This window comes from Microbacterium sp. NPDC056234 (assembly GCF_042267585.1).
GTDB lineage: Bacteria > Actinomycetota > Actinomycetes > Actinomycetales > Microbacteriaceae > Microbacterium.
In genome coordinates this window covers 12,088-38,547 of sequence record NZ_JBHJTE010000004.1, presented here as the reverse complement: position 1 = coordinate 38,547, position 26,460 = coordinate 12,088, and the positions used below count along the sequence as shown (strand labels likewise).

Genomic DNA, 26,460 nt, shown 5'->3' with positions numbered 1-26,460 from the left:
ACACACCAATGTCCGACGTGCAAGACTGGCCCCATGGTGCGGGCGACGATCATCGGCAGCGGTCCGAACGGACTGGCAGCGGCCGTGTCGATGGCGCGCGCCGGCTACGAGGTGCGCGTGCTCGAGGCGGCGCGCACGATCGGCGGCGGTGTTCGCACGCAGGAATCGACCCTTTCAGGCTTCCGTCATGATGTCTGCTCGGCCGTTCACCCTGCAGCGCTCGCCTCTCCCTTCTTCCAGGCGTTCGGCCTCGCCGAGCGGATCGACTGGATCCGTCCCGCGATCTCGTACGCGCATCCGCTGGACGGCGGCCGTGCGGGTATCGCCTGGCGCGACATCGAACGCACCGCAGCCGGTCTCGGAGTCGACGAGAAGGCCTGGCTGAGCCGACTGCGCCCGCTGAGTTCGCACATCGGCGGCGTCGTCGATTTCACGGGCAACCAGATGCTGCGCGTTCCGCACGACCCGATCACGGCGGTCCGCTTCGCCCTGCGGATGCTGGATCAGGGCACGCCGCTCGCCGAACGGACGTTCCGCACGGAAGAGGCCGCCGCCCTGCTGTCCGGCGTCCTCGCCCACGCCAACACACCCATGCCCTCGCTCGCCGGCGCGGCGGCCGGTCTGCTGCTCGCCGCGCAGGCGCACGCGGGCGGCTGGATGTATCCACGGGGCGGCGCTCAACGGATCGCCGACGCCATGACGGACGACCTCGCCGCCCACGGCGGCACGATCGAGACCGACGTGCACGTCACAGATCTTGCCGCCCTCGACTGGGGCGACCCCGCCCGCGGCGACGTCCTGCTGCTGAACACGTCGCCGCGGCTTCTCCGCACGCATCCCGACATCCCGCGCCGGTACGCTCGTGCGATCGACGCGTATCGTTACGGCCCCGCGGCCGCCAAGGTCGACTTCGCTCTCGACGGTCCGGTGCCGTGGACGAACCCGGATGTCGCCGCCGCGCCGACGGTCCACGTCGGAGGCACGTACGAGGAGGTCTGGGCGAGCGAGAACGCCGTCGCCCACGGCATCGTCAGCGAGCGGCCGTATGTGCTCACCGTGCAGCCATCCGTCCTCGACGACACCCGCGCGCCCGAGGGCAAGGCCGTGCTGTGGGCATACATCCACGTACCGCAGGGCTCGCACTTGGATGCGACCGAACTGATCACCAACCAGGTCGAGCGCTTCGCGCCCGGATTCCGCGATCGCATCCTCGCGCACCACTCCGTGCCCGCATCCTCGCGCGAAGCGATCAATCCCGCCGAGATCGGCGGAGACATCCTCGGCGGTGCGTTCACGATCGCGCAGGCGCTGCGCAGACCCACGCTCTCCACGGCGCCATGGCGGACGCCGATGCCCGGCGTGTATCTGGCCTCGGCATCCGCTCCCCCCGGTCCCGGCGTGAACGGCATGGCGGGCTGGTACGCCGCTCGTACCGCGCTCAAGGATGCCGGCACCCGGGTCTCCCTCGGCGACCTGTTCTGACGCTGCGCACTATCGGCCGCGCCTCGGCACCGGGCAGGATGGCACCATGGCCTACGAGATCCCGGCTCCCATGCTCGCGAAGGCGGCATCCACCGTCCCCGACCCTGCCAAGACACCGGGAGGACTGCTCTACGAACCCAAGTGGGACGGCTTCCGAGGGCTGCTCGCGTGGGATGGCGAGACGCTCGAGATCGGATCGCGCGGGGCGAAGCCGCTGACCCGGTACTTCCCCGAGCTGGCGGATGCCGCGGCGGCTGCCCTGCCGGGCCCATGTCTGCTGGACGGGGAGATCGTCGTCGCCACGGGCGAACGAGGCGCGCAGCGGTTGGACTGGGAGGCGCTCAGCCAGCGCATCCATCCCGCAGCGTCCCGCGTCGCCAGGCTGGCCGCCGAGACTCCGGCGATGTTCATCGCATTCGACCTCCTCGCCGACGGGGACGACCTGCTGCACGATCGACCGTTCGCCGAGCGCCGTGACCGTCTCGAACGGCTGCTCACCGGCATCCCCCATCCGTTCCATCTGACGCGCACCACCCGCGACAGCGAACTCGCCCGGCGCTGGCTGGCCGAGTTCGAGGGCGCCGGCCTGGACGGCGTCATCGCCAAGCCTCTGGACCAGCGGTACGCTCCGGGAAAGCGCACGCTCATCAAGGTCAAGCACGCCCGAACCGCCGATGTCGTGGCGCTGGGCTATCGCATCCACAAATCGGGCTCGGGGGTGGGCTCGCTTCTCGTGGGGCTCTACGACGGCGATGGCGCGCTCCGCCAGGTCGGCGGCGTCGCGGCGTTCAGCGATGCCAGGCGGCAGGAGCTCGTCGCGGAACTCGCTGCGCTCGTCGAGCGGGATCCCGAGGGCGCGGCGATCACGGGAGAAGGCGAGCGCAGCCGGTTCTCCGGCGCCAAGGACGTCTCGTTCGTGCGGCTGCGCCCCGAACGCGTGCTGGAGGTGCGTTACGACCAGATGGAGGGCGCGCGTTTCCGGCACACCGTGCAGTTCGAGCGCTGGCGGCCCGATCGCGACGCCCGCTCGTGCACGTATGCGCAGCTGGAGACCGTCGCAGGCTACGACCTGGACGACGTGCTGGAGCAGGTCTGATCCGGACCCTCACCCTAGGATGAATGCCGTCTGAGGGGAGACGACGATGAGCGGTGAATGGCGAGTCGGTACGGCGATCGGGCTCGTGGTGCTCGGCGGCGCGGTGGTCGTCTGGGCCGCGTTCGCCGTCGCCACGGATCTGATCGGCGCCGCCACCTGGGCGGACGCCGAGACCGTGAGATGGTGGCTGCTCCTGGCGGTCGTCGCCGGTGTCATCGCCGGCCTGTCCGCGCGGACACTGCATCGCGCCGACGAGTGGCTCGACGCGATCCCTGCGAAGTCCTTCCTGCCCTCCGTCGCATGGTTCGCCGCAATGGCACTGGGCGCCCTCGTCGCCGCGCTGACCGTCAGCGATCTCGTGCTGCGGATCGTCGCCGCAGCGGTCGCCGTCACCGCGACGGTCTTCTCGGTGCTGCGCGCTCGAATGCTCCGCGACGAGATCGTCTCCGCGCGAGCCGAGTACGCCAGGGTCGACGCGCTGCGCGCGCATGGGCGGCGGGTGCGGGCCCAGGTCATCGACGCGGAGTTCACTCAGGTCTGGGTGGGAGCGATGATGCTGTTCGAGGTGACCGCCGAATACACCACGCGATCCGGCACCCATCAGGTCGGCGAGCGCCTTCTCACCGGGATCGACGATGCGCCCGTGGTCGGCGGAACCGTGCTGCTGTGGGTGGCTGCGGACGGATCCGCTCCGACGGATGTGTTCATGGAGCCGGATCCGGAGAGCATCCGTCATCCGGATCCGTCGCAGTTCCTGCCGGTCTCGGAGCCGCGCATGCCCGGAGGCGAAGCGATCGGCTGACGATCAGTCCTCGACCCGTTCGCCGTTCTCATCCCAGTTCTCGGCGACCTTCTTGCTGGGCTGCACCCGCGGCGGCTCCCCGGGCATCTTGGGGAACTCCGGCGGGAACGACAGCTCACCGAGGCCATCGGCGACGTCCCGCTGCCACCATTCCAGCAGCGTGTCGATGCGTCCTGGCGCGGCCTGCATCTCAGCCCACGGGTCACCGACATCCGCCAGGCGGCGCGGGATGCTGCGGACCGTGAAGCGCTTCGGGTCGACGTCGTCCAGCTCGTCCCAGTGCACCGGCGTCGACACCGTTGCACCGGGAAGCGCCCGTGGGCTGTAGGCGCCGGCCATCGTGCGGTCCCGGTTGGCCTGATTGAAGTCGACGAAGACGCGCTCTCCGCGCTCTTCCTTCCACCAGCTCATCGTCACCCGCTCCGGCATCCGGCGCTCGAGCTCGCGACCGGCCGCGATGACCGCGTGCCGTACATCGAGGAACTCGTGTTCGGGGACGATCGGGCAGAACACGTGCAGACCGCGATTGCCGCTGGTCTTGATGAACGGCTCCAGGCCGCCTTCGCGCAGCACCTCGCGCAGGCCGTGGGCGGCGACGACGGCATCCGCGAAGTCCGTGCCCGGCTGAGGATCGAGATCGATGCGCAGCTCGACCGGGTTGTCGGGCTCGTCGGCCAGCGAAGCCCAGGGGTGGAACACGATCGTGTTCATCTGCACCGCCCAGACGATCGCGCTCGGGCGGTTGAGCACGATCTGCGGATGGCGTCGCCCGCTGTTGTACGTCACGGTCACGGCGTCCACGAAGTCGGGTGTTCCCTTGGGCGGGTTCTTCGAGAAGAATCCTTCCCCGCCGATGCCGTCGCGGAAACGTTCGAGCGACACCGGACGATGCCCGTTCGCGTTCAGGAACGGCGTCGCCACCTGCTGCACGTACTCCGCCAGCTCGGCCTTGGTGATGCCGATCTCCGGCCACACCACACGATTCGGGCTGGACAGCGCAAGATCGCGCTCGCCTTCGGGGTCGGACACGGTCACGGTGACGCGTTCTGAGGCCATGCGTCGACCCTATTGCGAACCGACGACGTCGGCCAGGGTCGGTGCCTGCTCAGTCGCCGAGGTCTACCGCAAGCACCAGCACCGGCGCGAGGGCGTCGCGCTCCACGATGATTGACGGACCGGCCGCGTCGACGAGGACACCGGCCATCTCGGGGTGCGTGGAGAGCACCTTCGCGAGCTGCTCAGGCGTGAACGGCATCGGCCGGTCGCCGCGGCCGAGCGCCACGACCTCGAGCGGGTGCGAGAAGAGCTGGAGGAAGCGCTTGCCGTCGGGCGTCTGGGCCTCGGCGATGCCCACCTGTCCGCTCGACGTGCCGTCGTTGACGGCGACCCACGCCTTCGTCTTCGCCAGTGCCTCGCCGACCTTGACCGCGGTGTCCGCTTCACGAGGAGCTGACAGCAGCGTCTTGATGGTGAGCCCTGGGTCGGCCTGATCCAGCGCCTTCTTGAGCACCTCGGTCGGGAAGACCGCGCGGTGGACGCCCGACGCGTTGTCGATGATCAGCCCGGTGAACTCCCCCGCGACGACCTGCTGGATGACCGATGCGACCGGCTGCGCGACGGCCGATGTCGCGGTCGGGTCGATTTCGCGCTGCACGGAATCGCGGACGGAAGCTGCGTTGCTGAACGCGAGCATGAACGAACGGTCCTCATCGCGGACCACGGCGATCGACAGTGCCTTGCCCTCGCTGATCTGCGTGCTGGCGTCGCCGTTGACGCGCAGGTACAGGTGACCCTGGAGCGCCTGGCGCAGGACCCCGAGCAGCTGCTCGTTGGTCGCGCCCTCGGCGAGCTCGGCGAGTGCCTCGCGGAGCAGGACGTTGTCCTTCATGCCGGGGACCGTCTCGGTCTGTTCCGGCGGGAGCGCTGCGGCCAGCGGCAGAGTCCGCTTCACCGGAGCGGCGGGCGCCGTCGGTGCTGCGGGCGCGGCAGGAGCCTGGACCGTCGGGCGAACGGCGGCGGGCTCATCGCTCGGGAGCGCGACCTCGGGGCCCGCTTCGGCGCCGACGCCCCGGAATGCCTGCACGGAGATGCCGACGGTGGGGGCTGCCGTCTCGACCTCGGTCTGTTCCGTGCCCTGGTCGTCGGACGGATCCCTTTCATCCGCCTCGACGGTCGTCGGCTCTGCGACCGGGACGGCGTCGTCGGCGGACTTCTTGCGGCGGGAGAACAGGGCCATGCCAGCCAGCCTAATCGTCGCCGGCGCAACACACCGCCGCGTCGGGACCGCTACAGCTTCTCGATCGGAGCGATCTTGATGAGGAGCTTCTTCTGGCCGGCCGAATCGAACCGCACGTGCGCGATGCGCTTCGCCCCCTCGCCCGTCACGGCATCCACTCGCCCCTCGCCGAAGTCGTCATGACGGATGCGGTCACCTGCGACGAGTTCAAGGTCGCCGTTGTCCCGAACCTTCGAGGTGACCTTGTTCGGGAAGCGATCCATCGACGTCGACAGCGGCTTCAGCGAGGTGCCGAGCGGCTTGACACCGAACCGGTCGCCGCCGCCCGGACGGCGCGCGTTGAGCGCACGCGACTGCGTGCCGCCGCGCGAGTTCACATCGCCCGGCGACTGTCGCCAGTCGATGAGACCGGCGGGGATCTCCTGCAGGAACCGGCTCGGCATCGCCACGGTGACCTCGCCGAACTGCGCCCGGGTCATGGCGAGCGACAGGTGCAGGCGCTTGCGGGCACGAGTGATGCCGACGTAGAACAGCCGCCGTTCCTCCTGCGGGCCGCCGGGCTCTCCCGCGGAGATCCGGTGCGGGATGAGGTCCTCCTCGACACCGGTGACGAACACGGCGTCGTACTCCAGGCCCTTCGCGGTGTGCATCGTCATCATCGACACCGAACCGGACTCGTCGTCCAGGTCATCGGCGTCCGAGACGAGCGCGACGTCGGTGAGGAAGTCGACGATCGTCCCGTCGGGGTTGTTGCGCGCGAAGTCCCGCGTGACGGCCACGAACTCGTCGAGGTTCTCGACACGCGCCTCATCCTGCGGGTCGCGGCTCGCGCGCAGCGCGTCCAGGTACCCGCTCTTCGCGAGCAGCACGGTGAGCCCGTCCGCGACCGACGTCGCCGGTGGAACCTCGCCGGACGAGGGCAGCAGGATCTCGGATGCTTCGGCGAGCACCGCGTCCAACCGCCCGATCGCCGCCTGCAGCTTCGGCCCGACACCGAGTTCGGCTGGACGCGCCAGAGCCTCCCTGAACGTGATGCCGTGCTCTTCGGCGAACCGGGCGATCGCGGACGCCGTGACGTCTCCGATGCCGCGGCGCGGCCGGTTCAGAATGCGCCGCAGCGCCATCTCGTCCGCGGGATTCGCGACCGAGACGAGATACGCGAGCGCATCCTTGATCTCAGCGCGCTCGTAGAACTTCGTGCCGCCCATGATCTTGTACGGCACGGCCGAGCGGATGAAGATCTCTTCCAGCGCGCGCGACTGCGAGTTGGTGCGGTAGAACACCGCCATCTCGGAGTACGGGAACCCCTTGCGATGCAGAGCCTCGACCTCGTCCGCGACGAACTGCGCCTCGTCGTGCTGCGAGTACCCGGTGAATCCGACGATCTTCTCGCCCTCACCCCGATCGGTCCACAGCTTCTTGTCCTTGCGGTCGAAGTTGTTGCCGATCACGGCGTTCGCCGCGGAGAGGATGTTCTGCGTCGACCGGTAGTTCTGCTCGAGCAGAACGACCTTCGCGCCGGGGAAGTCGCGCTCGAACTCGCTGATGTTACGGATGTCTGCACCGCGGAACGCGTAGATCGACTGGTCGCTGTCGCCGACGACGGTCAGCGAGGCGCCCTCGAGCGCGGGCGTCGTCTCGGGCTCGAAGATCATCATGCCGTTCGCGGCATACGGGTCGGGCGACGTCGATGACACGGGTCGCGTCAGCTCGTGGATGAGCGCGTACTGCGCGTGGTTGGTGTCCTGATACTCGTCGACGAGGACGTGCCGGAACCGGCGCCGATAGGTGTCCGCGACCTGCGGGAACGCGCGGAACAGGAACACCGTCTGCCCGATGAGGTCATCGAAGTCGAAAGCGTTCGCCCGTTGCAGCTGGCGCTGGTAGTCGCCGAAGATCTCGACGAAGAGGCGCTCCGCAGGGTCGGACATCTTGGCCTGGCGGGCGTAGGCCTCGGCATCCGAGAGCTCGTTCTTCAACTTCGAGATGCGGGACTGCACGGATGCCGGGGTGAGCCCGTATGCGTCGGCTTCGTGCTCTTTCACGAGCCGCTTGATGAGCGCGCGCGAGTCGCCGGAATCGTAGATGGTGAACGTCTTGGTGAAGCCGAACTGCTCGGCTTCCCGGCGCAGGATGCGCACACAGGCGGAGTGGAAGGTCGAGATCCACATGCCGCGGGAGGCCTCGCCGACGAGGGCGCCGACTCGCTCGCGCATCTCGCCGGCGGCCTTGTTCGTGAACGTGATGGCGAGGATCTGACTCGGCCACGCCTCGCGCCCACGCAGCAGCGAAGCGATCCGGCGCGTCAGCACGCTCGTCTTCCCCGAGCCGGCGCCCGCCACGATGAGCAGCGCGGGGCCGCGATAGGTCACCGCTTCGAGCTGCTGCGGATTGAGGCCTGCGAGGAGGTCGTCCTGCGCCTGGGGCCCGGCTGTTCCGGGAACGATGAGAGGTGCGTCGGTCATGTCCCATCGAGTCTAAGCGGCGCCGCCGACAACGCGGTTCGACGACCGTGTCAGGCGATCCGCGTACCCGGTGGCAGCCGTCGCGCCGGCGTCCGCGTGCGCGACCAGGCACCCGCGAACAGGCCTCCGGCGATCAGGATCTGGATGCCGAGGCCGACGAACCAGCTCGGAACGGTCCCCTGCATGACCTCCTCCGGCGTGCGCATGTCGCCGTAATCCCCGGCGCACTCGTCCCACCGCTGCTCGACCGGCGACTGCTGCGCCGCCCGCACGCCGAACTTGATCTGACCGAACATGTCGACGGGATAGCCGTCGTCGTTGAATTCGGTCGGCGTCGCGTCGGCGAGAACGACGAAGGGGTTGGCGGCCAGCGCCCACCACACGCGATCGAACCGGGGGACCTCGTAGGTGTACGTCTCCCACTCGTCGCAGTCCACTTCGCCGTTCGTGTCGTACGGCCGGCTGTAGCTGGTCGCCTCGCTGCGCAGCGCTGCGCCGCCGAGCCCGAACACGATGAGCGTCCCGATCGTGAGGGCGGCGACGACGAGGTACGTCGCGGCGACCGAGAACAGCGGGCGAGCGATGATCCCGCTCAGCCCCACCCCGATCGTGGCGACGATCACGATCTCGACGGCGAGGATCAGCAGCGAGACGAGCAGCACGAGCGCGTTCGCACCGCCGCCGAGCAGTCCGATCGCGAGGAACGGCAGCGCGACCAGCAGGAACGCTCCGCCGGTCGCGATCGCGGCGAGGAGCTTTCCGAGCATGATGTCACCCGTGGACGCCGCCGTCACCTGGATCGCTGCGAGCGTCGCCGCCTCGCGGTCGCCGTTGATCGCGTTGCCGCTGAGCGTCGGAGAGACGAGCACGACGAGCAGCAGCACCACGTTCACGATGATCGAGTACACCCCGGCGCCGATCGCGTCGCCCCAGGAGTACACCATGAAGGCCAGGGCGGTGATCCCGACGAGCAGCAGCGCGAAGACGCCGAGCAGGATGTACCAGCCGACGCTGCGCAGCCGCTGGGTCAGCTCGAGTCGTGCGATCGTTGCGATGTGCGCGGCGCTCATGCTCCCGCCTCCGTTTCGGACGAGGGGTGCGCGGGCGGCGATGCCGGCGCGCTGCGAAGGTTGAGGAATGTGTGCTCGAGAGCGCTCTGCGCCGGTGCGAACTCCGCGACCGCGAGCCGCGCCTCGACCAGCAGGCGCAGCGCGTCGGCTGCGGCGTCCTCACCGGGGAACCCGACGACGACCGCACCCCGGTCCGCTCCGACCGACTCGACCGGGATGCCGAGAGTCGACGCGACCTGCCAGGCATCGGCGCTGAAGCGCTCATCGGTCGCGCCTGCCAGCCGGACGCGCCACGCGCGGGTCGCCGACGGGGCGGGGGCCGCATCCACGACGGAACCGGCGACGAGGAACACCGCGTCGTCGACGACCTCTTCCAGTTCGGAGAGGATGTGGCTCGAGATCAGCACGGTTCGTCCCTGGCTCGCGAAGTCGCGCAGCAGCATGCGCAGGTGCACCCGTGCTTGCGGATCGAGTCCGGATGCGGGCTCGTCGAGCAGCAGCACCTGCGGGTCGTGCACGAGTGCGCGCGCCAGTCCGAGCTTCTGCTTCTGCCCGCGTGAGAGCACCTTCGCCGGCGCGTCGGCGAGGTCCTGCAGGTCGACCAGCGCCAGCAGTTCGGAAGCGCGGGCCGCGGCATCCGGCTTCGACATGTCGTACAGGCGAGCCGTCGTGGCGATGGTCTCCCTGGCTGTCAGCGACGGCCAGGCGCCCAGCGCATCCGGCATCCATCCGAGGAGCCGCCTCGCCGCGAGCGGCTCGGTCACGGGATCGATGTCGCCGATGCGGATGCTGCCGGTATCCGGCGCCAGCAGCGAGGCGAGCATCAGCAGCAGCGTGGTCTTGCCCGCGCCGTTCGGGCCGACGAGGCCGGTCACCCGACCGGCCCTGGCGTGGAAGCTCGCGTGCCGGACGGCGTGCACTTCGCCGAATGATCTGGTGACGCCCTCGGCGATGATTCCGCTCATCCGGTCATCATGGCATCGCGGAGCACTCGAATCACGGAACTGCCAGGTGACGCCCAGCGCATGGTCGATCCCCAGGCGCGCCCCGGCAGAATCGGGGCATGCGCACGATCCTCAACATCATCTGGTTGATCCTGGCCGGATGGGCACTGTTCCTCGGCTACGTGCTGGCGGGCATCCTGCTGTGCATCCCGATCATCACGATCCCGTGGGCGATCGCCTCGTTCCGCATCGCCGGCTATGCCATCTGGCCGTTCGGCCGCGAGGTCGTCAGCAGGCCGACGGCCGGCGTCGGATCATTCCTCGGCAATGTCATCTGGGTGATCCTCGCCGGGTGGTGGCTCGCGATCGGCCACATCGTGTCGGGGATCGCGCTGTGCATCACGATCATCGGCATCCCGATGGGCATCGCCGATTTCAAGCTCGTTCCGGTGTCCCTGATGCCGCTGGGCAAGGAGATCGTCAAGTCGGGCACCGGAGCCTTCGACCGGACGCTGTGACCCGCATCTAGACTGTCGCGGATGGATGCCGACCGACTGATCGCCTGGGACCGCGAACTGCGCACGGCGCACAGCCTGTTGCGGGCAGCGCTGGAGGCGACCAGATCCGCACTCTCCCCCGGTGGCGCGGCGCCGGACGCCACGAGCGATCTGGCCCTCTTCTGCATCGGATTCTGCTCGGCGCTGGACGGCCATCACCGCAGCGAGGACCGGTCGCTGTTCCCCGCACTGCGGGAAGAGCACCCTGAACTCGGCGGCACCATCGACAAGCTCATGCAGGATCACTCGATGCTCTCGCACCTGCTCGCCGGCCTGCGCCATGCGGTGGAGAGCGGCGAGAGCGCAGCCGCGATCGAACGCCATCTCGACGGGGTCGGCGCCATCATGGAGTCGCACTTCCGGTTCGAGGAGCGTGAGATCCTCGAACCGCTGCGCACGCTGACCGTCGATGCCACAGTGAAAGACGCCCTCGGCCCGCTGTGACGTCTGGGCTCAGCCGCGGAAGAACCCCACGCCGAGATCCGGGTGGTCGACGAACACCCCGTCGACACCGGTGCGCGCGATCGCCCGCCACTCCCCCTCGTAGTCGCCATAGGCCTCGCGTCCGCCGGCACCACGGTACTCCGGGGAGAGAAACGCGTTCTCGGGGCGGCACGTCCAGGTGAACACCTGCAGACCGCGCTGGTGCGCATCGGCGACGATCGAGTTCGGCACGCTCAGCAGCATCCGCTTGTTCACGCTGATCCCGTCGACCAGACCGACGAGGCCGTCCAGACCGGCCGGCTCGACGGTGGCCGGGTAGGTCAGCGCCTGTTTGCCGTGCGCGACGAGGAGGTCGTACGGCCGCCCCTTGGCCTCGATCAGGTACACGTAGGATGCCGCGATGCCGGCCGTGCGCAGCTTCGCGAGGATGGTGGACTCGAAGGACTCGATGATCAGCGGCAGTTCGCCGTCCGCCCATCCAGCGGCGCGTAGGTCGCGCGCGATCAGTCCGGCGAGATCGATGCCGATGCTGTCGAAGTACGTCGCGTGCTTGATCTCGAGCACGACGCCGATCTCGCGTCCGTGTTCGGCCGCACCGTCGCGGACGATGTCGAGGACGTCGGTCAGGCGCAGGATCGGCTGCGCGCGGTCGAAGCTGGCGCTCGACGCGCGCACCTCCGGCAGCCGCTCTCGCACGCGCAGAGTGGCGAGCTCGTCCCAGGTGAAGTCCTCCGTGAACCAGCCCGTCAGCGGCTGGCCGTCGACCCGCTTGGTGGTCTTGCGGTCGGCGAACTCGGGATGATCGGCGACGTCGGTGGTTCCGGAGATCTCGTTCTCGTGCCGGACGACGAGGATCCCGTCGCTGGTCGCGACCACGTCCGGCTCGACAGCATCCACGCCCATCGCCAGGGCGAGCTCGTAGGCCGACCGGCTGTGCTCGGGGCGGTACCCCGATGCGCCGCGATGACCGATGACGAGGGGCGCGTTCCTGGGCATGCTCTCAGCGTAGAACAGCGCACGCATCGGGCCGCCCGGGTACTGTATTAACAAGCGATATCAAGACCCCCCTTGGAGTGAGGCCACGATGAGCAACTTCGCATTCAACAATCCTGCTTTCCAGCAGCAGGATCCGCGCAATGTCGCGACGTATCCCGGCGGACCGCAGGCGGCTCAGGGCGCTCAGGCCGCCTCGTTCCAGCACGCCGGAGTGGACGCCGCCACGAACGCGCAGCTGGAGGGGATGTACGCCGCTCCTGCCGCGGGCGCCGTCGAGACCGACCGGATGAGCGTCGAGGACACCGTCTGGAAGACCGTCGGTCTCTTCGTGATCCTTCTCGCGACTGCGGCCGTCGGCTGGGTCTGGACGCTGGGCGGTACGCCGTTCCCCGAGCGCGCAGCTTCGGTGTCGATGGTGCCGTGGATGGTGGGCGCGCTCGTCGGCTTCGTCCTGGCGATGGTGGTGACGTTCACGTCCCGCAAGAAGGTCCGCCCGGCGCTGATCTTCGCGTACGCCGCCTTCGAGGGTCTCTTCATCGGTGCCATCTCCGCGTTCTTCGAGATGATCTGGCCCGGCATCGTGGGTCAGGCGACCCTCGCGACCGTCGCCGTCGTCGGTGTGACCCTGGCGCTGTTCGCCAGCGGCAAGGTCCGCGCCTCCAAGAAGATGACGAAGATCGTCATGATCGCGATGATCGGCTACCTCGTCTTCGGCGTTCTGAACCTCATCGGCATGTGGACCGGTCTCGTCGACCCGCAGCTGACCTTCGGCATCTACAGCATGAAGATCATGGGCATCCCGGTGGGCCTGCTCATCGGTCTCCTGGTCGTCTTCATGGCCGCGTACTCCCTCGTCATGGACTTCGACCAGATCCAGCAGGGCGTGCGCAACGGCGCTCCCCGCAAGTACGGCTGGCTCGGCGCCTTCGGGATCATGGTCACAGTCGTCTGGCTGTACGTCGAGATCCTGCGCATCATCGCGATCGTGCGCGGCGACTGACGCCGCGAGCCCGCTTCACGGAAGGCCCGTCTCCTCGGAGGCGGGCCTTCCGCGTTGTCAAGGGGTTGTCCTGGCGTCTCGCGACCGCCAGTCTGGGGACACCGACAACAGAAATGGAGCGCACCATGAGCTTCCTCGGATTCCTCCTCCTCGGCCTGATCGCCGGCGCGATCGCCAAACTGATCCTGCCGGGACGGCAGGGCGGCGGGTGGTTCATCACCCTTCTGCTCGGCGTCGTCGGCGCGATCCTCGGCGGCTGGCTGGGCAGTCTCCTGCTCAACCGACCGCTCACCGAATTCTGGGACCTCGGCACCTGGCTGCTCGCCATCGGCGGCGCGATCATCGTGCTTCTGATCTACGGCCTCATCGCCGGCCGAGGCCAGAAGGTCAACGACTGACGTCGGCGGCCTTCGCCTCCAGAATCGCACGTTCGCGGTCGTTGCCCGCCAGCCGGGCAGCGGCCGCGAACTCTGTGCGCGCCTCGTCCTGCCGCCCGAGTCGGAGCAGCAGTTCCCCTCGGGTCGCGGGCAGAAGGTGATAGCCCTTCAGCGCTCCGGATGCCGTGAGCCGGTCGATCTCCCGCAGCGCGGACGCCGGGCCGGTGGCCATCGCGATCGCCGCGGCGCGGTTGAGATCGACGACCGGTGACGGCGCGATCCGACCGAGCGCCTCGTAGAGCACCACGATCCGGTCCCAATCGGTGTCGTCGATGGATGCGGCGACCGCATGGCATTCGGCGATCGCCGCCTGCAGACCGTACGCAGTCCGAGCACCGAGCGCATCAGCGCGGGCAAGAGCCGCGCGCCCGGCCGAGATGCGTCCGCGGTCCCATCGGCGTCGATCCTGGTCTGCGAGCAGAACCGGGTCGCCGTTCGCGTCCACGCGCGCGGGGAACCGCGCTGCGGTCAGCTCCATGAGTGCCAGGATGCTGTGCGCGTCGCCCTCCTTGGGCAGCAGCGCCACGAGGACGCGGGCGAGCCGGATCGCTTCGACGCTCAATTCCGGGCGCATCCAGTCGGGCCCGCTCGATGCCGCGTGCCCCTCGTTGAAGATGAGATAGAGCACGCCCAATACGGCGCTCAACCGCACCGGCCGCTCCTCTCGAGGCGGCACTTCGAACGGCACCTTCGCGGCAGCCAGGGTCTTCTTCGCCCGCACGATGCGCTGCTGCACCGTCGCCACCGGGATCATGAACGCGCGAGCGATCTCCTCGCTGGACAGGCCCGCGACGACGCGCAGCGTCAGCGCGACCTGCGCCTCGCGAGACAGCACGGGGTGGCATGAGATGAACACGAGACGGAGCACGTCGTCATCGATCTCGTCGGGGTCCCAGGGGTCGGACGCCGCGGCATCCGCCTGTTCGCGCTCGAGGTCGTGGGCGATCGCGGCGACGCGGTCGTCGAAGCGCTCCTGCCGCCGCCACCCGTCGATCGCCCGACGCTTGGCCACCGCGGTGAGCCAGGCTGCGGGGTTGCGCGGAATGCCTTCGACGGGCCACTGCTTCAGCGCTTCGACGAGCGCCTCCTGTGCGAGGTCCTCGGCGAGCGGGAAGTCGCGGACCATCCGGGTGAGGGTCGCCGTGATCTTCGCCGATTCGATGCGCCAGACGGCGGCGAGGGCGCGCTCCACGTTCTCGGCGGAGTGCGCCCTCGGCGCGGGTGAGGTCTCGCTCATGTCAGCCCTGGGCGCGCTGGGCCTGCTCTTCGCGCCAGCCCTCTTCCTTCTGGATCCACTCGTTGTCCTCGGGGAAGTCGCTCATCTCGGTGACACGACGCACTTCGAGGAACGCGCCCGGCCCGAGGGGCGCCCGCTTGGCCCACTCCGCGGCCTCTTCTCGCGAGGAGACCTCGATGATCCAGAACCCGTTGAACAGCTCCTTCGTCTCGCCGTAGGGGCCGTCGGTGACGAGCGGCGCTTCGGCGGAGAAATCGACGACGAAGCCCTCGGCGGCGTCGGTCAAACCCTCTCCCGCGAGCAGTACGCCGGCCTTCATCATCGCCTCGTTGTATTTCCCCATCGCCTCGATGATCTGCTCGAAGGGGATCTCCTGGTACGCCTCGACGCCGGAGTCGTCAGCGCGCATGATGAGCATGTACTTCATGATGGTTCTCCTTGATGTGGGGTCGTGTCTCGACCCTCTCACTGAAGACGTCGATCGGGAAGACACCGGATCGACACAGCATCCGAAGATCTTCAGAAATTCTGGTCTCGCCGACGCGATAGCCTCTGTGGGTGACGAAGCGGATACGACCGACGCGCGCCCGGGGACTGGTCGCGCTGCTCAGTGTTCTCATGATCGGATCCGGTGTCGCGTACGCCGAGACTCCGCCTGAACTCGATCAGGGCTACGTCACAGACCTGTCCGGCGTGCTGAGCGATTCGGACGAGGCACGGCTGGAACAGCGACTCGGCGAGTTGGCAGCGGCTGACGATCGTCCGGAACTCTTCGTCGCGCTGGTCCCCGACTTCGAGGATCCGACCAACGCGCTGACGTGGGCGGACGAGACCGCGCTGCGCAACAACCTCGCTTCGGACCAGTACCTGCTGGCGATCGCCACCGACGGTCGCAGCCTCGCGATCTCGGCCGAGTACGGAGACGGCGGCGCCGCCGCTGGACCCCTTTCCGAGTCCCGCGTGCTCGACATCGAGGACCAGCTCGGAGCCGGGTACCTCGCCGACGAGGATTGGGCAGGCGGCATCGAGTACGTCGCCGACGAGTTCGAGAAGGTCCCCTGGCCGTGGTGGGTGTGGGTGCTCGGCGTCGCCGGGCTGGCACTGATCATCTTCCTCATCACGCGGCTCGTACTGTTCCTGCGCCGTCGAGCCGCTTCGGCCGCCGAGCTGCGGACCCTGGAAGGTCAGAAGAAGCGCGCCGCACGTCTTCTGGTTCAGACCGACGAGGCGGTGCGCACCAGCGAGCAGGAGCTCGGCTTCGTCACCGCGGAGTTCGGCGAGGAGACCACGGCCGAGTTCGCCGCTGTGCTCGACGGATGCCGATCCCGCCTGCAGGAGGCGTTCCAGCTGCTCGAGAAGCTCCAGGATGCCGACGAGGACACCCCGCACGACACCCGATCCTGGACCGACACGATCATCCGGCTGTGCAGGCAGGTCGACGACGATCTGAATGGACGCAAGCGCCAGCTCGCATCCCTCCGAGCCCTGGCGGATGGCGCGGCGGACACTCTCGCCCGACTGCGATCCGAACGCCAAACGGCCTCCGCTTTCCCTGGCGCGGCCGCCGATCGCCTCGCGACTCTCGCGACTGCCTTCTCCGCGGCCGAACTCGTCGGCGTGGCGGACAACCCGGACGAGATCGAGGGGCGGCTGCGGGCGGCGGACGTGCAGATCGAGGCGCTGCAGAAGGCGGTTGACGCACGCCGGCCGAAGGCGATCAGCGACGCCGTCCACGAGATCGAGCGATTACTGGCCGAGGCGAAGGATCTGCGCGATGCCGTCGACGCCGAGGCGGATGCTCTCGCCGCTCGGACCGCGGAACCCGCGGAAGAAGCAGCAGAGGCACCGGAGCAGATGACAGGATCGGTCCTCGACAGGGCGAAGGCGGCCGTGCGGGCGGCAGAGCTCTCGGTGCAGGCGCGGCCGGGCGAGGTCAGCTCGTTCCCCCTCACGCGTCTGTATTTCGCTCAGCGGCAGCTCGCCGAGGCCGTCGCCGCCACCGGGGCGGAGGATATCGAGCTGCGAGCGGCATCCGCGCTCGCCGCCGCCGAACAGGTGCAGAGCCTCGTCGGGACGCCGGTCGCCCCCGAGAGCCGCCGGTTCGTCCGGTCCGCTCCCTCCGCCGAGGACACGGCCATCATGTACGACGCGCCCGCCTCCGGCTCCAGCACGCGTTCGGAGTGGCGCCGCTCGTACGCGTACGAGAACGACGAAGGCACCGGCGGAAAGGCCGTCTGGGGCGGAGTCGGCGGCGGCATCGTCGGATTCGTCAGCAGCCTGAGCGTCGCCGGTGATGAGCCGGGGCTGATCGTGATGTTCGTGATCGGCGGCGTCGTGCTCGGAGCCCTCTCCGGCGCCTTCGGCGGCAACGGCGGCGGGAGCAGCAGCTCCTCAGGATGGGGCGGATCCTCGCGCTCGTCTTCGTCGCGCTCGTCGTGGGGCGGATCCTCACGCTCGTCCGGCAGCCGCTCCTCGGGCGGGACCCGCTCGTCCGGCCGTTCCGGCGGCCGCCGGTTCTAGTCGGCATCCGAGCGGTATCCCACGGTCGGAGAAGTGCCCTCGGTCGGCGACCCCTCCGATCTGCGGGATCTCCGACGCTCGGGATGCCGGAAACGACACAGGAGCGGATGCCTCGGCATCCGCTCCTGTGTTCAGATCACTCCCACTCGATGGTTCCCGGGGGCTTCGACGTGACGTCGAGAACGACCCGGTTGACCTCGCGCACCTCGTTCGTGATGCGGTTGGAGATCTTGGAGAGCACGTCGTAGGGCAGACGCGTCCAGTCCGCCGTCATGGCGTCTTCGCTGGACACCGGACGCAGCACGATCGGGTGGCCGTAGGTCCGGCCGTCGCCCTGGACACCGACCGAACGGACGTCGGCGAGCAGCACGACGGGGCACTGCCAGATCTCCTGGTCGAGACCGGCCCTGGTCAGCTCCTCGCGGGCGATGGCGTCGGCGTCGCGCAGGATCTCGAGGCGGTCAGCGGTGACCTCACCCACGATGCGGATGCCGAGGCCGGGGCCCGGAAACGGCTGACGCCCGACGATCGCCTCCGGCAGTCCGAGGTCGCGTCCGATCTGGCGGACCTCGTCCTTGAACAGGGTGCGCAGCGGCTCGATGAGCTCGAAGTCGAGATCATCCGGCAGGCCGCCCACGTTGTGGTGCGACTTGATGTTCGCGGTTCCCGTGCCGCCGCCGGACTCCACGACGTCCGGATACAGCGTTCCCTGCACGAGGAACTTGACCGGCTCGCCGGATGCCTTGGCCTCGTCCACGAGCTCGCGCTGGACCTTCTCGAACGCGCGGATGAACTCGCGGCCGATGATCTTGCGCTTCTGCTCGGGGTCGGTCACGCCGGCGAGGTGCCCGAGGAAGGTGTCGGCGGCATCCACCGTGATGAGACGCACGCCGGTCGAGGCGACGTAGTCCTGCTCGACCTGCTCGCGCTCGCCCTTGCGCAGCAGACCGTGGTCGACGAAGACCGCCGTCAGCTGGTCGCCGATCGCGCGGTGCACGAGCGCGGTCGAGACGGCGGAGTCGACGCCGCCCGAGAGCGCGGAGATGACACGAGCGGAGCCGACCTGCTCGCGGATGCGCGCGACCTGCTCGTCGATGACGTTGCCGCTGTTCCAGTCGGCGGCGAGACCTGCGGCCTTGTGCAGGAAGTTCTCGATGACCTCCTGGCCGTGGTCGGAGTGCTTGACCTCGGGGTGCCACTGCACGCCGTAGAAGCACTTCTCGGCGCTGCCGAACGCGGCCACGGGCGTCGCGTCCGTGGAGGCGAGCACCTCGAAGCCCTCCGGTGCACGCGCGACCTGGTCGCCATGGCTCATCCACACGTTCTGGGTGTTCGGCTGTCCGCCGAGCAGCACTCCCCCGTCACCGGTGAGCGCGGCATCCGTGGCGCCGTACTCGCGCAGGCCGGTGTTCGCGACCTCGCCGCCGAGGGCGCGGGCCATGACCTGGAAGCCGTAGCAGATGCCGAGGGTCGGGATGCCGAGGTCGAAGATTCCGGTGTCCAGCGACGGGGCGCCCTCTTCGTACACCGACGACGGTCCGCCCGAAAGGATCAGCGCGACGGGGTTCTGCGCCGCGATCTCCGCGGACGTGACCGTGTGCGGCACGATCTCGCTGTACACGCCTGCTTCGCGGACGCGGCGGGCGATCAGCTGGGCGTACTGGGCGCCGAAGTCGACGACGAGCACGGGACGCTGGGCGGTGTCAGCGCTCATCGCGCGGCCTCCTGGGTAGTGGGGTCGGACGCGTCGGCCGCGAGCGCGGCCTCGCGGGAAGCGAGATAGGTCTTCACCTCACGGGAGACCTTGGCCTCCATGAAGAACGACAGCAGCGGCACGATACCGCCGAGAGCGAGCATGATGAAGCGCGGGAACGCCCAGCGCATCAGACTCCACACGCGGAAGCACGCGAACAGGTACACGACGTAGAACCAGCCGTGCGCCACGAGGACGAACAGGGAGAGGTTCAGTCCGCCGGCGGTCTGACCGGTGGACTCCAGGTCGCATCCCATGCCACCGGGCACGAACAGCGAGTACCACTGGCATCCGTCGCCGACGATGACCGGTGCGAACCAGAGCAGGCCACCCGAACCGCCCGCGAAGAGCTCGACGTGCGTGGGGCTGTACTTCAGGATCATCTCCGCCAGCAGCAGCAGGAGCATGACACCCGTGATGATCGACGCGATCTGGTAGAACTTCAGCGCCCCACGGATCTTCGGGAAGGAGGCGGCTTTCGGTTCGGGCATGGCGTCCAGTCTACCCGGGCACGGGCACCACTCCTGGCCTGCGCACGCTGCGCCGTGAGGCCCTCGCCTGGTCGTCGGCCGCCTGGCCTTCGGACACGACGGAGGCCGCCAGGATAACCCCCGACGGCCTCCATCGCGTTTCAGCGGATCAGAACCAGCCTCTGATCAGATCCCAGATCGCGTCCAGGATGTCGCGCACCGCGCCGTTGCCGCCACCGCGATTGACCGTGACGGTGGCCGTAGCGGTGTCGCCGTCGGCCTGCGACACCTCGACGGTGTGCTTGCCGGGGTGGGTGTTCTTCGGCACTGTGACGGATGCCTGGAACGAGCCGTCCTCGCCGACCACGACATCGCCGAGGTCGATCGCTGCGCCCTTCTTCGGCTGCAACCGGACGGTGACCGTCTCGCCGGGCTCGAAGTCGGCGCCTGCGACGCTGAGCTTCTTGCCTGCCGAGACCTTCTTGGACACCTCGATGGTGCCGGCGAACTCGACCGGCTCCTCGGCCGTGATCGTGATCGGCACCTGGACGGTCGTCCCGGTGTTCGCGACGGCGACGGTGAGCGACTGCTCCCCCGACACGCCTTCCGGCACCGTGAAGGTCAGGCTCGCCCGCCCGATCTCGTCGGTCGTATCGACGATCGCGGGATCGATCTGCCCGGACGCGAGCACCGTCTCGCCCAGCGACACCGAAACCTCGGCGCCGTTCGCCTCACCGGCGCTGAAGTTCAGCGAGGAGAGGGCGATCGTCACCTGGTCACCGGCGCTGTAGCCGTCGGCATCCGCAGCGCTCAGCGCGGCACCGACCGCGCGCTGCGCGAGGTCGGGCGAGGCCGTTCCGTTCGCGTCGAACCACTCCACCATCGAGGAGAGATCGATCTTTCCGGTGTCCGCCTTGTTCGCTCCGTCGGCCAGGGTGAAGAAGTTGTCTCCACCGGCGGCCAGGAACGAGTTCGCCGCCACCAGATACGTCGCCGCAGCGTCGATCGGTGCGCCATCGAGCGTGATGGACGTGATGCGTTCGCCGACGGCGGCCGTCGGGTCGTAGGTGTACACCAGCCCCTCGGACACGCCGAGCTTCAGGAACGGACGGCTCGCACCCGCCGGCTGCCACTGCTCTTCGAGCACGCTCTCGAGCTGGGCTCCCGTGAGTTCGAGCGTGACGAGCGTGTTGGCGAACGGCTGCACCGTCGCCGCCTCGCGGAACGTCACATTGCCGTCAGGATCCGCCGCGCCGGCGCTCGCGTATGCGAGGTTGGCGCGGATGCCGCCCGGGTTCATCAGCGCGATGTCCGCGCCGGTCGCCCACTTCTGCACATCGGCGACGAAGTTGCCGATGGTCGACTCGCCGCCGCGGTTCTCGGAACCATTGGTCTGGCGCGCCCGGTTGAAGTCCGCCGTGATCTCGCCGACCTTCTCGGCACCGAGCACGTCGGCCTCGGCCTTCGCCGCGTCGACGATCGCCTGCACTTCGGTCACCGCCGGGTACAGCGCCACGCCATCCTTCGTCAGGGGCTTGATCTCGTTGGTGATCGAGATGAGCTCCTTGGACTCGGCATCCACCTGCAGGTTCATCAGGCCGAAGTTCTCTCCGTACTGACCCGCCGAGACCACCGGGCGACCGTCGATCACGTGGTTGTACGCGAGGTGAGTGTGCGCCGAGACGATCGCGCTCACACTGTCGTCGACACCCGCGACGATCTCGCCGAGCGCGGATTCCGGAGTGATGCTCGCGATGTCCGCGCTGGACGCCCCCTCGTGCACGAGGAGGATCAGCACATCGGCCTCACCGTTGCCTGCGTCGCCATCCGTGAGATCGGCGGCGACATCGTTGACGGAGTCGACGATGCTGCGCACCTCGAGATCCGCGATGCCGTCCGGAGACACCAGGGAATCGAGTTCCTCGGTGACCGCTCCGATGAACCCGACCTTGACGCCGTCGAGTTCGGTCACCCACGAAGGCGCCAGCGCCGGCTCACCCGTCTCCGTCACGAAGACGTTGGCGCTGATGTACTCCCAGTCCGCACGGTCCTGCACGCGGCCGTCGAGGTCCTCCCAACCCTGATCGAACTCGTGGTTGCCGGCCGCGCTGACGTCGAGGCCTGCGGCATTGAGCGCGTCGATCGTCGGGTTGTCGTCCTGGATGAACGAAGTGAACGTCGATGCCCCGATCAGGTCGCCCGCGGCGGCGAACACCGTGTTCGGATTCGCTTCACGCTGCTGCTGAACGGCGCCGGCGAGCACCGCGGCACCCGCTGCCTTGCCATCGGCTTCGATCCGACCGTGGAAGTCGTTGATCGTGACGATGTCGATCGACACCGGCGGGATCTCGCTCGAGATGCCGACGATGACCGGATCGTGATCGCTGGAACGGAAGGGCGTGCCCGACTCGGCGGCCCCGAACGCGTAGCCGCGGTCGCTCCACTCGGCGGAGTTGATCCCCCAGACGGCTGTGCCGGTCACGGACTCGACCAGCGACGGCGACGCGATGGCGTGGTCGAGCGAGCCGAGCTCGCCGTCGAAGGTGTACGTGTGCTGGCCGGCGGCTTCAGCCGGAACCAGGTCGGTCCAGCCGGCCTGCGCGAACACGTCGATCGGGTCTTCCTGACCGTACGCGTTGAAGTCGCCGAGCAGCAGGATGTCGTCGCTGCCGCTGGTGTCGGCGATCGTCTCGGTGAAGCTCAGCAGCGACTGCGCCTGTGCGACGCGGTCGGCGTTGAAGAAGCCCTGGCCGTCCGCCGGCTCCGCTCCTCCGCCGGAAGGAGGCGACTTCGACTTGAAGTGGTTCGAGACGACCGAGACGAGCTTGCCGTCGACGTCGAAGGTCTGCGCGACGGGTTCGCGGGCGTTGTCCCACACCGTCTCGTCGACGATGGTGGCGCTGTCGCCCACCGGCGTCGCGGCATCCGTCTTGTAGATGATCGCGTTGGTGATGACGTCGGTGTCGGTCTCCAGCAGCGCGGCCGGAGTCGGCACGTAGGCCCAGACATCCGAGCCCGCGTCGGCGTTGAGCCCGTCGACGAGGTCTGCCAGCGCGGAGTCGGCCGGCTTGCCGAAGTGGATCGAGTTCTCGATCTCCATCAGCCCGACGACCTCCGCGTCGAGCGCGTTGATCGCCGTGACGATCTTCGACTTCTGGATCGCGAACTGCTCAGCCGTCTTGGCCCCACGCGCCTCCGAATTCTCGCTGCTGAGCGTCGTGAAGTAGTTGTACACGTTGAACGCTGCGACCTGCACGTCTCCGCCGACCTCCGGGGCGGCATCCGTGCGCGGGTTCTGCGCCGTGAAGCCGGCCTTGTACGCGGCGTCGCTGGTGTCATCGATCGGCACGACGGGCTGCAGCCGCCAGTCGTCGAAGCCGTACTGCAGCACGTAGCCGGTCTCGGCGAAATCGACCGCATCGCCGTTGCGGACCACCGCGTCGGCCGTGAAATACGGCTGCTGACCGGGGTGCGCGTTGCTGGTGACCTGAGAAGACCACCCGTCATCGAGCAGGATGCGCTCGGCACGATTCTCCGCGGCGATCGCGTTCGCGGCCTCGCCGGGGCGCGTGGTCTCAGTGCTCTTGACGTTGAGCTCGCCCGGGTTCAGCCACAGCGTGCCGAAGTTGTACAGCTGGTGGCTGGAGGCGACCACGTAGGAGCCGCTCGGAGCGACGAGCATGTTCTCGTACGCTTCGCGGTCCGCGCCGGTCACCGAGTCGGCCAGCGGCGTCAGGGCCTGAAGCCCCGCACCGGCGGTGACCACGGACACATCCGATGCCGCTGCCGGATTGATCTGGGTCTGGCCGAAGTACTCGCTGACCGTGCCGGTGACCGACACGAGGTCGCCGATGGCGAGCGTCGGAGCGAGGGCGTTCAGGTAGATGAAGACGCCGTCCGAGACACCGGGAGTCGCGTCGTTCTCGCCGCCGGAGCCCTGGGTCTGGATCGTGATGCCCTTGTATCCGCCCGTGCGGTAGTCGCCGGTCACGACGCCTTCGACAGTGACGTTCTGGCCGTTCAGCGGCGAGACGTCCCCTGACCCCTGCACCTCGGCGATCGAGACCGCGGTGGGCTCTTCCGGTTCCTCCGGTTCTTCCGGTCCCGTGCCGCCGGAGTTCTGCGGCGTGATCGTCGCGGACAGGCTGAAGTCGGCGCTGTTGTCGTCGCTGTCGGCCGCGTCGGTGCGGTTCAGCGACTTGACGTCGGTGTTGCCCGTCGGCGACGTCGCGGCGGTGGTCTCGAAGGTGTTCGAGGTGCCGTAGCCCAGCAGATCGACGACTCCGTCGGTGTCCGTGATCGAACCGGGCGTGAGCGTGACCGCCGCTGTGCCCTCGACCAGCGCGAGCGTTCCGTTCGTACCGCTCGGGTTCAGGTTGCCGACGGCGTCGGCCGTCGGCAGCGCCTGACCGTTCGCACCGTTGCTGCCCCCCTGGACCAGGTAGTGACCGCCGGCGGGGATCTCACCGGTCAGCGGCACGACACCGTTGAAGGCCGCGGTCCCGGTCGCCGAGCGGTACTGCAGCGAAAGCCCGTCGAGGGTGATCGGCTCGGAGGTCGGGTTGTAGAGCTCAACGAACTTGTTCGTGAACAGCGCGCCAGCGCTGCCACCGGACAGGTACGCCTCGTTGATGACGACCCCCGTTCCGGTCGTGTTCGCGATGGCGGGTGTCGCGACCAGGGCGCCGGCGCCGAGGGCGGCGACGCAGGTCACGGCGAGGACGCTGACGCGCCCCCTGCTGCGGAAGGACGCCGGAACCGTTCGGTTCCCGGCATCGGGGGCTGGCATCATCGTTGCTGTCTCCTCGATCGGGTGGTGCGGCGGCTCTCGTGAACCCACCGCCCGTGGACGCTCTCAGCGCACACACATATTCGGGAGCATACGGAGGGCCGGGGACAGGATCAACGGTGTTCGCCGAATGGTCACCGCTCGCTCACCGAATCGCCGCGAACTCGCTCAGATGCGCACGGAGAACTGCTCGGATGCGCAGGTCGACGGGCTCAGGACGCCGGGCCAGCAGCATCCTCGAGGTCTTCGACCTCGCGCTCCCAGGCATCCTTCGCGAGCCGGTACCAGATGTAGAACGCAAAGCATGCGAAGATCGCCCACTCGGCCGCGTAGAACACGTTCAGCCAGTTCACCGGCGACAGCTCATCGGGCGCCGGGGAGGAGATGTCGACGAGCCCGTCAGGAGCCTCGACGCTCGCGAGGTACGGACGGTAGACCGAGAGGCTCTCGGTGTCGTGCCAGTGGTTGAGCAGGGCGGCCGGCGACATGCGGTCCATGCGCTGCGGATCATCGACCGGCGGGATCTGCACACCCTCGTCCGAGATGAGGCGACCGCTGATCGTGGCTCCGGTTCCCGCTGCGGTCTGTTCGAGCGCGAGGGCCGCGGCATCCGCGTCGGCCCGTTCCTGCGCCCATCCCAGCGCGACGGCGATCGACACGTCGCCGTCCAGCCGCAGCTGGCCGGTGACCCAGTAGCCCTCGATGTCATCGTTGTACCGCGACGAGACCACCAGGAAGTCGCCGCCGATCCACGTGCCAGCGGCTTCGGTTCGCTGGCCGACGTACGGCTCGGGCAGGTACTCGCCCGGCACGACGACGTCGTCCAGTGCGCGGAACTCCTCGGTGACGCCGGCCGGCGGCGGGTCGGTCTGGATCGCTCGTCCGAGCTGCCACTGCCCGAGGAAGGCGAAGACGCCCGCGACGAGCAGACAGAGCGCGAGCACACCGATCCATCGCGGACGCAGCATCACCTCGCGCAGCGTCGGCGGGAACAGCTCTGGTGTCGTCACGGCAGGTGGATGCTCAGCCCTGCTCGTACGGAGCCAGCACGACCTCGACGCGCTGGAACTCCTTCAGGTCGGAGTATCCCGTCGTCGCCATGGACTTGCGCAGTGCCCCGATGAGGTTCGCGGTGCCATCGGCGACCGGGGCCGGGCCGAACAGGATCTCTTCGAGCGGCGCGATGCCGTCGACGGCCACGCGGCGGCCGCGCGGGAGCTTGGGGTGGTGCGCCTCGGGGCCCCAGTGGAACCCACGACCAGGTGCGTCCGTCGCCCGGGCGAGGGCGACGCCGAGCATCACGGCATCCGCACCCATCGCGAGGGCCTTGACGACGTCGCCCGAGGTGCCGACGCCGCCGTCGGCGATCACGTGCACGTAGCGTCCGCCCGACTCGTCGAGGTAGTCGCGCCGCGCGGCGGCGACGTCGGAGACGGCCGTCGCCATCGGCGCGTGGATGCCGAGGGTGGCGCGCGTCGTGGATGCCGCTCCCCCGCCGAAGCCGACCAGCACACCGGCTGCACCCGTGCGCATGAGGTGCAGCGCCGCGGTGTAGGTGGCCGCGCCGCCGACGATCACGGGGACGTCGAGGTCGTAGATGAACTTCTTCAGGTTGAGCGGCTCGGCCGCACTGGAGACGTGCTCGGCCGACACGGTCGTTCCGCGGATCACGAACAGGTCGACGCCTGCGGCGACAACCGTCTCGTACAGCTCCTGGGTGCGCTGCGGTGTGAGGGATCCGGCCACCGTGACACCGCCGGCTCGGATCTCGGCAAGTCGAGCTTTGATCAGCTCCGGCTTGATGGGCTCGCTGTACAGCTGCTGCATGCGCTGCGTCGCCTCGGCCGGTGCGAGGCCCGCGATCTCGGCCAGCAGCGGCTCGGGGTTCTCGTATCGAGTCCAGAGACCTTCGAGGTCGAGCACGCCGAGCCCGCCGAGCTGGCCCAGCTTGATCGCGGTCGCCGGGCTCACGACCGAATCCATCGGGGCGCCCAGCACAGGGATGTCGAAGCCGTAGGCGTCGATGGTCCACGCCGTCGAGACATCCTCCGGGTTGCGTGTGCGCCGTGAGGGCACCACCGCGATGTCGTCGAACGTGTACGCGCGACGCGCACGCTTGCCTCGGCCGAGTTCGATGTCCATGCTCACCCGTCCAGCCTACC

General features: G+C 68.7%; 21 protein-coding genes. 8 read left to right on the top strand and 13 right to left on the bottom strand.

The window, feature by feature from the left end; translation table 11 throughout:
- Positions 1 to 33 precede the first annotated feature (33 nt).
- From ACFCYE_RS12140 to ACFCYE_RS12130, 3 genes are read left to right on the top strand one after another with little or no spacing between them, the layout of a single operon-like run.
- Positions 34 to 1,482 (top strand): phytoene desaturase family protein, encoded by a 1,449-nt coding sequence (locus tag ACFCYE_RS12140; RefSeq protein ID WP_376179058.1) that lies wholly within the window; start codon positions 34 to 36, stop codon positions 1,480 to 1,482.
- Between the two features lie 46 nt (positions 1,483 to 1,528).
- The gene (locus ACFCYE_RS12135) at positions 1,529 to 2,578 is read left to right on the top strand and encodes an ATP-dependent DNA ligase (RefSeq protein ID WP_376179056.1); all 1,050 of its coding nucleotides are present in this window, start codon (positions 1,529 to 1,531) and stop codon (positions 2,576 to 2,578) included.
- Positions 2,579 to 2,624: 46 nt separating this feature from the next.
- Complete coding sequence (locus ACFCYE_RS12130; RefSeq protein ID WP_376179055.1) at positions 2,625 to 3,380, top strand: hypothetical protein; 756 nt, start codon at positions 2,625 to 2,627, stop codon at positions 3,378 to 3,380.
- A 3-nt stretch (positions 3,381 to 3,383) separates the two neighbouring features.
- Here ACFCYE_RS12130 and ligD read toward each other — a convergent pair whose 3' ends face one another.
- The 5 genes from ligD to ACFCYE_RS12105 are packed head-to-tail and all read right to left on the bottom strand — an operon-like array spanning position 3,384 to position 10,116.
- Positions 3,384 to 4,436, bottom strand: a complete 1,053-nt coding sequence (ligD, locus tag ACFCYE_RS12125) for a non-homologous end-joining DNA ligase (protein ID WP_376179054.1) — start codon at positions 4,434 to 4,436, stop codon at positions 3,384 to 3,386.
- 49 nt (positions 4,437 to 4,485) lie between these two features.
- On the bottom strand, positions 4,486 to 5,616 hold the full coding sequence (locus tag ACFCYE_RS12120; protein ID WP_376179053.1) for an SseB family protein: 1,131 nt from the start codon (positions 5,614 to 5,616) through the stop codon (positions 4,486 to 4,488).
- A gap of 50 nt (positions 5,617 to 5,666) precedes the next feature.
- On the bottom strand, positions 5,667 to 8,081 hold the full coding sequence (locus ACFCYE_RS12115) for an ATP-dependent helicase (RefSeq protein ID WP_376179051.1): 2,415 nt from the start codon (positions 8,079 to 8,081) through the stop codon (positions 5,667 to 5,669).
- 50 nt (positions 8,082 to 8,131) lie between these two features.
- The gene (locus tag ACFCYE_RS12110; RefSeq protein WP_376179049.1) at positions 8,132 to 9,151 is read right to left on the bottom strand and encodes an ABC transporter permease; all 1,020 of its coding nucleotides are present in this window, start codon (positions 9,149 to 9,151) and stop codon (positions 8,132 to 8,134) included.
- Positions 9,148 to 10,116, bottom strand: coding sequence for an ABC transporter ATP-binding protein (locus ACFCYE_RS12105; protein WP_376179047.1), 969 nt, complete (start codon positions 10,114 to 10,116; stop codon positions 9,148 to 9,150). Before ACFCYE_RS12105 ends, ACFCYE_RS12110 begins: the two co-directional genes overlap by 4 nt.
- Positions 10,117 to 10,214: 98 nt before the next feature.
- On the opposite strand from ACFCYE_RS12105, the gene ACFCYE_RS12100 reads away from it, so the two are divergent.
- Both ACFCYE_RS12100 and ACFCYE_RS12095 read left to right on the top strand, forming a co-directional pair.
- Positions 10,215 to 10,613 (top strand): YccF domain-containing protein, encoded by a 399-nt coding sequence (locus ACFCYE_RS12100; protein WP_376179045.1) that lies wholly within the window; start codon positions 10,215 to 10,217, stop codon positions 10,611 to 10,613.
- A 21-nt stretch (positions 10,614 to 10,634) separates the two neighbouring features.
- On the top strand, positions 10,635 to 11,096 hold the full coding sequence (locus ACFCYE_RS12095) for a hemerythrin domain-containing protein (RefSeq protein ID WP_376179043.1): 462 nt from the start codon (positions 10,635 to 10,637) through the stop codon (positions 11,094 to 11,096).
- Positions 11,097 to 11,105: 9 nt separating this feature from the next.
- Here ACFCYE_RS12095 and ACFCYE_RS12090 read toward each other — a convergent pair whose 3' ends face one another.
- Entirely contained in the window at positions 11,106 to 12,092 is a 987-nt protein-coding gene (locus ACFCYE_RS12090) for a glycerophosphodiester phosphodiesterase family protein (protein ID WP_376179041.1), read from the bottom strand.
- A gap of 88 nt (positions 12,093 to 12,180) precedes the next feature.
- Between ACFCYE_RS12090 and ACFCYE_RS12085 the strand changes: the two genes are divergently transcribed.
- Positions 12,181 to 13,092 (top strand): Bax inhibitor-1/YccA family protein, encoded by a 912-nt coding sequence (locus tag ACFCYE_RS12085; RefSeq protein WP_376179039.1) that lies wholly within the window; start codon positions 12,181 to 12,183, stop codon positions 13,090 to 13,092.
- 125 nt (positions 13,093 to 13,217) lie between these two features.
- A complete protein-coding gene (locus tag ACFCYE_RS12080; RefSeq protein WP_264155504.1) occupies positions 13,218 to 13,490 on the top strand; it encodes a GlsB/YeaQ/YmgE family stress response membrane protein in 273 nt (90 codons plus the stop codon).
- On the opposite strand, the gene ACFCYE_RS12075 is transcribed toward ACFCYE_RS12080, so the two are convergent.
- Both ACFCYE_RS12075 and ACFCYE_RS12070 read right to left on the bottom strand, forming a co-directional pair.
- Complete coding sequence (locus ACFCYE_RS12075; protein WP_376179037.1) at positions 13,480 to 14,766, bottom strand: RNA polymerase sigma factor; 1,287 nt, start codon at positions 14,764 to 14,766, stop codon at positions 13,480 to 13,482. The genes ACFCYE_RS12080 and ACFCYE_RS12075 overlap by 11 nt on opposite strands.
- 1 nt (position 14,767) lies before the next feature.
- A complete protein-coding gene (locus ACFCYE_RS12070; RefSeq protein WP_376179036.1) occupies positions 14,768 to 15,193 on the bottom strand; it encodes a YciI family protein in 426 nt (141 codons plus the stop codon).
- Positions 15,194 to 15,324: 131 nt separating this feature from the next.
- Between ACFCYE_RS12070 and ACFCYE_RS12065 the strand changes: the two genes are divergently transcribed.
- Positions 15,325 to 17,286, top strand: coding sequence for a TPM domain-containing protein (locus ACFCYE_RS12065; protein WP_376179034.1), 1,962 nt, complete (start codon positions 15,325 to 15,327; stop codon positions 17,284 to 17,286).
- A 136-nt stretch (positions 17,287 to 17,422) separates the two neighbouring features.
- Here the strand turns inward: ACFCYE_RS12065 and guaA are convergent, their stop codons facing one another.
- From guaA to ACFCYE_RS12040, 5 genes are all read right to left on the bottom strand, one after another.
- Positions 17,423 to 19,000 carry a glutamine-hydrolyzing GMP synthase gene (guaA, locus tag ACFCYE_RS12060; RefSeq protein WP_376179032.1) on the bottom strand — a complete coding sequence of 526 codons (1,578 nt, stop codon included), beginning with the start codon at positions 18,998 to 19,000 and terminating at the stop codon, positions 17,423 to 17,425.
- Positions 18,997 to 19,530 (bottom strand): DUF3817 domain-containing protein, encoded by a 534-nt coding sequence (locus ACFCYE_RS12055; RefSeq protein WP_376179030.1) that lies wholly within the window; start codon positions 19,528 to 19,530, stop codon positions 18,997 to 18,999. Before ACFCYE_RS12055 ends, guaA begins: the two co-directional genes overlap by 4 nt.
- A gap of 148 nt (positions 19,531 to 19,678) precedes the next feature.
- Positions 19,679 to 24,301 carry an ExeM/NucH family extracellular endonuclease gene (locus ACFCYE_RS12050; protein ID WP_376179028.1) on the bottom strand — a complete coding sequence of 1,541 codons (4,623 nt, stop codon included), beginning with the start codon at positions 24,299 to 24,301 and terminating at the stop codon, positions 19,679 to 19,681.
- 209 nt (positions 24,302 to 24,510) lie between these two features.
- Entirely contained in the window at positions 24,511 to 25,266 is a 756-nt protein-coding gene (locus ACFCYE_RS12045; RefSeq protein WP_376179571.1) for an SURF1 family protein, read from the bottom strand.
- 55 nt (positions 25,267 to 25,321) lie between these two features.
- Positions 25,322 to 26,440: a GuaB3 family IMP dehydrogenase-related protein gene (locus ACFCYE_RS12040; protein WP_376179569.1), complete on the bottom strand. Its 1,119-nt coding sequence runs from the start codon at positions 26,438 to 26,440 to the stop codon at positions 25,322 to 25,324.
- Between the last annotated feature and the right edge of the window lie 20 nt (positions 26,441 to 26,460).